Genomic DNA, 8,467 nt, shown 5'->3' with positions numbered 1-8,467 from the left:
CGGCAACCTGATGAAGGAACTCACCGCGCATTCTTCCGATTTTCGTCAGTGGTGGCACCGTCACGACGTGGACGCGCCTTGCCAAGGTGTACGCGCGCTCGAGCTCGATGGGCTAGGCAAGATCGGCTTCGAGCACACCAGCCTGATCGTCGACGAAGGCCGGCACCTGCGCCTGGTGGTCTATGCCGTGCAGGAGACGGACCCTCAGGCCGAAGCCTTCGCCCGCTGGGCGACTGGCGAAGGCGAGGAATAGCCGAGTAACCGTCGTGACGGTTCAGCATCGCCCCGATTTGCCGACTTCCCGAACCTACCGATAAGTCCCATTGCAAAATGTTACCGAGCAAGGCTAAGTTGGGTTAAAGCCAAGGCTAGCGGCCGATAGGAAGTACAAGGAGAGCAACGCGTAGCGGATCACAGGGAAAGGATGATATCCCCGGCCGATAGTGTGGCTGGGTGCGTATTGCATTGGGTGATCACGAGGCCAGGGGCGTGTCAGATGGTAAGTAAACAATGGTGTTTGAAGCTGTGCGGATAAGGTGGGAGTCCGTTTTCGAGCCAAAGCGAATGGTTCGAGGAAAGCCGCATGTGCGTTTAAGAGTGTTATGCAGCAAGCACGGTTATTGGTGTTATGTTGCCGAGCTATACTTAATCACGAGCGATTTCATCACCATGCGCGATAACATTGTTGAACGCGCGTGTGCGTTCAATGCAATAAACGAGCGCGCTGTCTAATACCTGTTATGCGCCGCAGTACAACACAGAGCCCATGGGAGAGAGCGTAAATGACTGAGAGGACGCTACTCGCGTCAGTCGTACTATTTCGAGAACTGTACGACAGCGATAAAGATGTGTACGACGTGATCGGTGAGTTCCTCAAAGCGGCATTGCTCTTCTCGCAGAAATGGGCGGTTAACGCTACTGAGGCCGCTCAGCTACTTAAGGAAGAATTTGATTTAGACCTTCCTGAAGCAGTCGTACGTACAACGTTACACAAGCGCCTATATAAAAGAGACTCAGTCGTTTCGTTTCACAAGGGTGTCTATTCCACATCCCAGTCGCAACTGAGTCCATCTCAGTCTTTGGTCGATGAACTGGAGACACTTCGGAAGTATCAAGAAGAAATAATTGCGAAGTTAACCAGTTACGTTGAGTCCATCGAAGGCCGATTAGACGATGAGCAGAGAGCGCTACTTTCAAGATGCTTCTGCGACTATCTATTTGATAAAGACCTAAATACCCGCTTCTCCGACAGTGTAAGTGCGTTCATTATTGCAAACCAGGACGAACCAGGGTTCACCGATCAGCTAAATGCCGTTCGAGAAGGATTCGTTTTATATGACGGAGTCAGGCATACGCCAGACGTCAATGCAATTGGGAGCTGGAAGTCGAAGCTGGTCGTTTTTCTAGATACTGAGCATCTATTCAATGCCGTGGGATTGAACGGCACGCTGTACCAACAGCTGTTCAGCGACTTTTCACGCCTAGCAAGCGATGTTCGGTCGAGTGGCAGGCGCTTAATCAGTTTGCGCTATTTTTCAGAGTCTTCCGATGAGGCGGAGCGATTCTTTAAAGCGGCAGAACACGTTATTGAGGGACGGGCAACCCTAGATCCTTCGAAGCCGGCAATGTTATCCATCCTAGACGGTTGTGGCTCGAAAAGCGACGTGCTGGAAAAAAAGGCACGTTTCTACTCGGACTTGCAATCGCGTGGTATTTATCCAGCAGAATCTAGTCTAGAGGTGACGGACGCGGAATATAATGTAGAAAGCGCCGATATGCTGGCGGACGTACAGAGCGACCTTGAAGGAAAGGGGCGGGAGTATTTCGAGGCTAAGTGTTTGAGTACTCTCCGCATGTTCACCAAAATTAACACGCTTCGGAGAGGTCAAAATAAAAAGCCCTTTGAAGAGATCGGATTTATTCTTGTTTCGGGTAGTTACATTGCGAGCTTTCTGGCATTTCATTCGTCTGTTAGGGGCGAAAATGGAGGCGTAACATACGCCACCGACCTCGATTTCATCACGAATCGGTTATGGTTCAAACTACACAAGAGCTTGTCACAGGGGGTGGCACATCCACAATCCTTGAACGTTCTTGCAAAAGCCCAAGTTGTTCTGTCTGCGCAGATTAAGAATTCGGTCTCGGAGAAATTCGACAGAATAAAGAGTGATTTTGACTCAGGAACAACCACAAAAGATCAGACGCAATATCTTTTTAATGAGCTTCGATCTCACTCAACCTCACCAGAGGCCCTAGGTCCTGCTGCCCTTGAGACGGCGCTCAGCTTTCTTGACCACAACGATTATGAGAATCACCTGCGAGAACGAAGTCGCCTGGAAAAACAGGCCGCGGATGGACGGGCGGCAGTCGATGAATTGAACTCAATTAGGGCTGCACAGGCGGCCGATAGACGCCGGAGTGCGACTCGCTGGTCGTATGTTTTGCATGGAGCACTTGTGATCTTGCTAATAGGCGTTGCTGTGGCAAGCGTCTTTGCTGGATATTACCTTCTTACGACGCTGGGATCAGGCGCAAGCGCGCGACTCACGGCGGTTAGCATCTTGGCCACGGTAGTTGTCGGGATCGCACCGGTGGTCTGTTGGAAATGGATTTGGTCATGGATCGTGCGTTCACATGAGCGGGCCGTCGAGCGTATCTGCGCGAACCGCACATAAGGCTTAGCTACACTGGGCATTTGAAGACCTGCGATCTGCCGAAGCAAATCGAAGCGTTTTCAAGCGCCATTGACCTTGAGGGTTATGCAGTAGGTGCAAGGAAAGGGGCGGATCTAAGAACCGCTCTTTAGACCAATTATGGTCCGATTGAACGGCCGTTATCAGCTCTGGCCAATAATCGGCCGCCTTTTTTGCCAACCCGATGGTCGTAGTGCCTCTTCTTCCCCGTCGAGTGGGGGCTTTCTCACCACCCGTCGCATCGATCGCACCGCTAAGCCGTGCGATGCACCGGCATCATATGCGTCAGCAAGAAGCCGAATCGCTGGATGTTGTAGCCCAGGTTCCTCATGCCGATCCGCAGCGTTGCCCGGCCCAGTCCGACGCTTCGCACCAACTGTCGTGGTGCGCCCTGCTTGACGCCGCCAAAGACATGTTCGACCCGGGCTCGCACCTTGGCCTTCTTGCGGTTGGCCCGCTCGGTCGGCTTTGTCTGGGGCCTGCTGCGGGGCTTGGGCCGCGTGATCCGGCTGGTATAGCTGCGCCGCTCCAGCATGGCTTCGTTTTCGGCGCTGCGGCGCCCAGACTTCGCCGTTGCTGTTGTCCGGGTCGAGCAGGTCCGCCAGCAGGTGGCTATCGTACCGGTTGGACGGGGTGACCTCGAAGGTCCGGATCAGCTTGTGTTTGCTGTCGACGCCCAGGTAATCCTTGTAACTGAAGTAGGACTGACCGTGCTTGCGGGTCCAGTGGGCGTTGCGGTTGGCTTGTTGACGCTGGGCGTCACTGCGACCCTGGCCGCCCTGATCGTCGTCATGGCCGGATGGCTCGTTCCGGCGGAGCGGCGCTTCAATGAGGGTGGCATCGATGATCTGGCCTCCTCGGCGCAGATAGCTGGCGGCTTCGATCTGCGCCATCAGGTCCCGGAACAGGGGGTGGATCAGGTCGTGTTCAATCAGCCGCTCTTCGTACACCCAGACGGTGTTGGTGTCCGGAATGGGGTCTTTCAGATTCAGGCCGAGAAAGCGCCGGAAGGAGAGGCGGTCCAACACCTGGTACTCGGCCTGCTTCAGGGACAGGTCGTAGTAGTGGCGCAGGAAGATCATCTTGACCATCAGGACCGCGTCCAGCGGCGGCCGGCCGCCCTGGCGCGTATCGGTCTGTGGGCGGATGCGTTCCAGCGTCTCCCGGAACCCGTCCCAGTCCACGATCTCGTTGATCGTCACCAGAGGATCCTTGAGGCGATCAAGTTTGGTGTGGACGGTGTCTTGGTCAAAGAAGCTGGGCTGCATGGAACAAATCGACATTAATCTGAATGTGCATGTATTCTACCAGAGGTCGGGGTTTTAGAGGCGCCCAAGGGTGTATGACGGAGAGAGCGGCCGTAGATGTCTCGAAGCTGGATATTGCGACTCGGCAACTGAAACGCGCCTTGGAGTTTTTCCTTGACGATAACGATCTAATTTGCAGCATTACCTTGGCGGGAGCAGCCGAGGAAATATTGGGGAAACTCCTGGAGAAGCAAGGCTAAAAGAGTACACACGCGGAGTTTGTTGAAGGATGCGTCGAGGTCGGAAAACGGGGTTCCGGGGAAGAGTGGCCCGCAAAGCATTTCTCGGAGATGGCTACGTATTTCCGGAACGGCCTCAAACACTACGTGCAGGGTGAAACCCTAACCGGGCCGAAAGAAGCTAGCATCGAAATCCTCGACCGCGCGATCGAAAATTACTGGAAGCTGCCGGCCCAAGCCCCCCTCATGCGCCGTTTCATGGCGGAGGTTCATGGCCTGTGAATGCATAACAACATGCTCGAGGCGACGCCGGCACATGCTGCTGCCTGTAATCGGACGCTCGGGGCGGCGTGCCTCAGCTTATCGTTACGTTTCATCGAAAGGAGAGTAGATGGCAAAACGAATCACTAAAACAGAAACGAAGGGTGTTTTCTGGCTCGCAGTAATTGGATTTCCCATCTATTGGATCGCGCAGATGGGGGAATCTGTTGGGTGGATTCCTCTAACGGTTGTTGTTATTGCGGCTATAGCTCTATACGTTTTCTACCAGCTAGCGCAGACAAAAAAACGTCGTGAAGCTTTGATGCGAAAGTACGGAGATGAGAATCTAGTCGACGCCTTGATGAATAGAACGTTCTGGCAAGGGCAAACAGGGGAGCAATTGCTTGACTCTTTAGGAAAGCCCCATGATATAGACCAGAAATTACTTAAAACTAAGAAAAAAGAAGTGTGGAAGTACAACCATCAAGGGTTTAACAGATATGGTCTTCGTATCAATCTAGACAACGATCAAGTGGTGGGGTGGGACCAAAAAACGTAATAAGTTAATCAACACGCGCCTACGGCGCCGGACGCGCTAAAGCGCGCCGGTTATTGAGGCGTTATGCGCTAGGGGCAAGTTGAGCGTATGGCATCAGGGATATCGAATAAACTAACTGGGCAGGTCGGAGAGCACCTAGTATCGGCAGTGTTGGGTACGCTGGGTTATTACGCTTCTCCTTATTCTGGAAACGTGCCCGGATTCGATGTGACGGCTGTGCATTCCGAATCCCTAAAATCGTTTCCGATTCAGGTCAAAGCGAGCACCAAGGGTGCGTTGGTCCAGTCCTCAATCGATAAATGGTGCAACCACAGTGTCGATGAACATAACCGTCAAACAATTGGTACATTGAAACCACTTAAGCATCCGAGCTTGGTCTGGATTTTGGTGCGGTTGAGCGATTCGGGGATAAGCGGAGCCAGATTTTTTATTTGCACTGAACGCGATATTCAAGAGAAGATCGTCGCTCGGTACACGGCCTTTATGGAAAAGCACGACTATTGCCGTCCTGGAGGCGGCGCCTCTCCGCAGGCGGTTCTGAACATCAAGGACGTTGACGAATTTGAGGATAATTGGGCAGTTCTTCCAGACTATCGGGCTGCCGATGGTCTCGCATAACAAGTGCAGGCACGGCGACACCCATCACATTGCGCCTACGGCTCCATTCCGTGAGCGCGCGTGCTGCAAGCGTTAATCAGGAGAGAAAAGCATGGAAACACAGGAAGTATTTGGCATATCCCCCGACGTGCGGGAAGCCTCATACGTTGATCGTGGGGACTTAGACTCGAAGTTGTCTCGCGAATTGCGGAGATCCAACCATGTAGCAATTCGCGGCCCATCTAAGAGCGGCAAATCTTGGCTTCGACAAAAAGTCATAGGGGATCCAATCGTAGTCCAGTGTAGATTAAACAAATCGTTTTTGGATATATATGTAGACGCCTTATCGCAATTGGGGATTAACCTCGTTCTCAACGAGTCAAGGAGCCGTTCTTTAAAGGGTTCTTTAAGTGCATCGGCTGACGGAGGTTCATCTTTATTAGCTAGAGTTGGCCTCCAATTCAAAACCGAAGGTAAGCGCGAAGAGATATCGGAAAAGCAGCCGATTGGTCACGATATAGATGACCTCAAGTACATCGCAGATCTTATCAAGGAGTCAGGGCGTCGCCTCATCATAGAAGACTTCCATTATCTTTCAACTGAAGAGCGAACTAGATTCGCGTATGACCTTAAAACATTATGGGATTATGGGTGTTTTGTAATCATTATCGGAGTTTGGACAGAAACAAACCTTTTGCTCCACTTAAACAATGATCTTACAGGCCGTGTTTCTGAACTTTCAATTGCGTGGTCGTCAGAAGAATTGAAAAAAATTATTAACAAAGGCTCCGAGATATTGAATATAAGATTTGAGTCAAAAACTCAGGAAAAATTAGTGGAGATTGCATACTCTAATGCGGGTGTTTTGCAAAAACTTACCCTCTTAACACTTGATGAGGCTGGCATTGAGGAAAGTGCCATGGAAGTTCAGTCCGTAGCAAGAGAAGAAACTGTAGAAGCGGCGGCAATGGAGTACTGTGAGCAGTTAAATCCTGCGTATCAGCAGTTTCTTCGACGTATATCGAAAGGCATCCGCGAAAGGAAGAATTCGACTGGGATATATGCCTACGCAATGGCTACTATTATTGAAGCTTCTGACGAAGAGCTCCTAACCGGCCTAGATGCTAAGGCAATACATGCCAGAGCTCATGCACGCCAGCCGCGGATTCAGTTGGGAAACCTTAAAGCAATTCTTGAAAAAATCCCTGAGCTTCAAGTAGACGAAGACGGTAGAGGTCTTATTCTGACCTACAATGATGGAACGGAGCAGGTTAGTGTCGTAGATCGCCAGCTCTTGCTGTATCGACGGTTTGCCACAGTCAAATGGCCGTGGGAGGACTTGATCGCCGAAGCTGATAACCAAGGAGGAGCCTTGGAAGCGGATTAACAAGTTGCACCACATCGGACGCACTAACGTGCGCCGGTGCGCTCTGCATTATATCTACTCTGGCTTAATGTCTGCTCTTGGCCGTTAGCTGACCTATAGTATGCTGAAGGTGGATGCTTGGCCCCGTGAAGTACTGGTTCGGTTCGTCGTAAATCGTTGGGTATTCCAGACACCCGTCAGACCATGAATACCACGCCGCTGCCACGCTGACCCCGGCTCGTGAGCTGCCTCTGAAGGTTGGATACCAACCGATGCAAGGCGGTTAACGAGCCGGGGTTTTGCTTTTTTGGCCTTGCAGGCCGCCGCAGCGCCTGATGAGCGCAAGCGGCCTCCGAGTGAATCCTCCCGTCTCAATCCGGTGACCCGGACACGTCCTGCGTATGATTCTCGGGGGATAGCCGTCGTGTGCTTTACTATCTTTACCTTTTATTGATGCAGGCGGCTTCCATGATCGGCGGCTTGATAGGACTACTGGATGACATCGCCGCATTGGCGAAGTTGTTCGCAGCATCACTGGATAATGTAAGTGCCGCCGCTGGGCGTACGACGGCGAAGACGGCCGTGGTGGTGGTCGTGGGTGTGCTGTACCTCACCCCCTCCAGGAAAGTGCATTCCCAATAGGTGCGAGCCGAGAAGTGCGTATCATGTGTTGAAACCGGCGCCGCCTTCCAGGGCCGGTGCTTCTCATACCCATCGAAGGCGATCTGCTGCTGGATCGATGAGCTGCTATGGCATCACGTCGGCGAGTCGTCGTCAGACGCTATTGCGGTTTCAGGGACTGAAGCAATGCCCACTATCTGGAAATCTCGGATAGTTCGGCTCTCGTTAGATTCCGCATGTCCGCGATCATCTGGTTCCCGTCTTTAATCCTGCATCAGCAATGGTTGGGCGGCTCCTCCTGACGGATTGCCGCACGGACGAAGACGGTCGGGGATTGACCAAGCACCTTGCGAAACATGCTGGAGAAAGCACCGGGGCTGTCGTAGCCGAGTTCCAGCGCGATTCGGGTAACGGAGCTTCCCGATAGCAGTCTGGGAACGGCGGCCATCAGGCAGGCCTGCTGGCGCCATTCGCCGAATGACATGCCGGTCTGCTGACGAAACAGGCGATTGAAGGTGCGCTGGCTGCGATGCAGTTGTCGGGCCCAGTCTTCGGGCAGGCTACGGATATGAGGCTGGCCGAGAAACTCCTTACACAGGCTGGCCAGTTGGGGATCGTGGGGCAGAGGAGCAAACAGCGGCAGCGACGGCGCCATTTGTAGCTCATGCAGCAGGAGTTGAGCGAGGGCACCATCGCGACCGCTCTCGTCATAGAGCGCGGGCATGTTGGCGGAGGCCAGCAGCAGATGATGCAGCAGCGGCGACACGACCAGTACTTCGCAACTGGGGGAATGGCGTGGCGCCGCAACGGGTTCGATATACAGGCTGCGGGTACTGACGCCGTTCATTCGCACCCGGTGGCGCTTGCCCGCCGGCAACCAGACA

The 8,467-nt window shown here is 53.0% G+C and carries 7 protein-coding genes and 1 pseudogene; 6 read left to right on the top strand and 2 right to left on the bottom strand.

Going from position 1 to position 8,467, the window contains the following annotated elements:
* Positions 1–253: pseudogene (locus tag OP495_RS15520) on the top strand (transcriptional regulator); the annotation flags it as partial.
* A 529-nt stretch (positions 254–782) separates the two neighbouring features.
* The gene (locus tag OP495_RS15515) at positions 783–2,675 is read left to right on the top strand and encodes a hypothetical protein (protein ID WP_280570588.1); all 1,893 of its coding nucleotides are present in this window, start codon (positions 783–785) and stop codon (positions 2,673–2,675) included.
* A gap of 161 nt (positions 2,676–2,836) precedes the next feature.
* Here the strand turns inward: OP495_RS15515 and OP495_RS15510 are convergent, their stop codons facing one another.
* The gene (locus OP495_RS15510) at positions 2,837–3,961 is read right to left on the bottom strand and encodes an IS5 family transposase (protein WP_280570587.1); all 1,125 of its coding nucleotides are present in this window, start codon (positions 3,959–3,961) and stop codon (positions 2,837–2,839) included.
* A 609-nt stretch (positions 3,962–4,570) separates the two neighbouring features.
* Between OP495_RS15510 and OP495_RS15505 the strand changes: the two genes are divergently transcribed.
* From OP495_RS15505 to OP495_RS15490, 4 genes are all read left to right on the top strand, one after another.
* The gene (locus OP495_RS15505) at positions 4,571–4,999 is read left to right on the top strand and encodes a hypothetical protein (protein WP_280570586.1); all 429 of its coding nucleotides are present in this window, start codon (positions 4,571–4,573) and stop codon (positions 4,997–4,999) included.
* A gap of 147 nt (positions 5,000–5,146) precedes the next feature.
* The gene (locus OP495_RS15500) at positions 5,147–5,617 is read left to right on the top strand and encodes a hypothetical protein (RefSeq protein ID WP_280570584.1); all 471 of its coding nucleotides are present in this window, start codon (positions 5,147–5,149) and stop codon (positions 5,615–5,617) included.
* Between the two features lie 91 nt (positions 5,618–5,708).
* On the top strand, positions 5,709–6,983 hold the full coding sequence (locus tag OP495_RS15495) for a hypothetical protein (RefSeq protein ID WP_280570582.1): 1,275 nt from the start codon (positions 5,709–5,711) through the stop codon (positions 6,981–6,983).
* Positions 6,984–7,388: 405 nt separating this feature from the next.
* On the top strand, positions 7,389–7,604 hold the full coding sequence (locus OP495_RS15490; RefSeq protein ID WP_280570580.1) for a DUF808 family protein: 216 nt from the start codon (positions 7,389–7,391) through the stop codon (positions 7,602–7,604).
* 253 nt (positions 7,605–7,857) lie between these two features.
* On the opposite strand, the gene OP495_RS15485 is transcribed toward OP495_RS15490, so the two are convergent.
* The coding region (locus tag OP495_RS15485) for a helix-turn-helix transcriptional regulator (protein ID WP_280570579.1) at positions 7,858–8,467 on the bottom strand (610 nt) is incomplete at its 5' end.

Source organism: Chromohalobacter sp. 296-RDG, from assembly GCF_029889885.1.
Classification (GTDB): domain Bacteria; phylum Pseudomonadota; class Gammaproteobacteria; order Pseudomonadales; family Halomonadaceae; genus Chromohalobacter.
This window is presented reverse-complemented; position numbering and strand designations above follow the sequence as displayed.

Excerpts from the sequence above, each read along its gene's own strand:
- OP495_RS15510 (WP_280570587.1), bottom strand. The coding sequence starts at position 3,961 with ATGCAGCCCAGCTTCTTTGACCAAGACACCGTCCACACCAAACTTGAT.
- OP495_RS15515 (WP_280570588.1), top strand. The coding sequence starts at position 783 with ATGACTGAGAGGACGCTACTCGCGTCAGTCGTACTATTTCGAGAACTG.
- OP495_RS15505 (WP_280570586.1), top strand. The coding sequence starts at position 4,571 with ATGGCAAAACGAATCACTAAAACAGAAACGAAGGGTGTTTTCTGGCTC.
- OP495_RS15495 (WP_280570582.1), top strand. The coding sequence starts at position 5,709 with ATGGAAACACAGGAAGTATTTGGCATATCCCCCGACGTGCGGGAAGCC.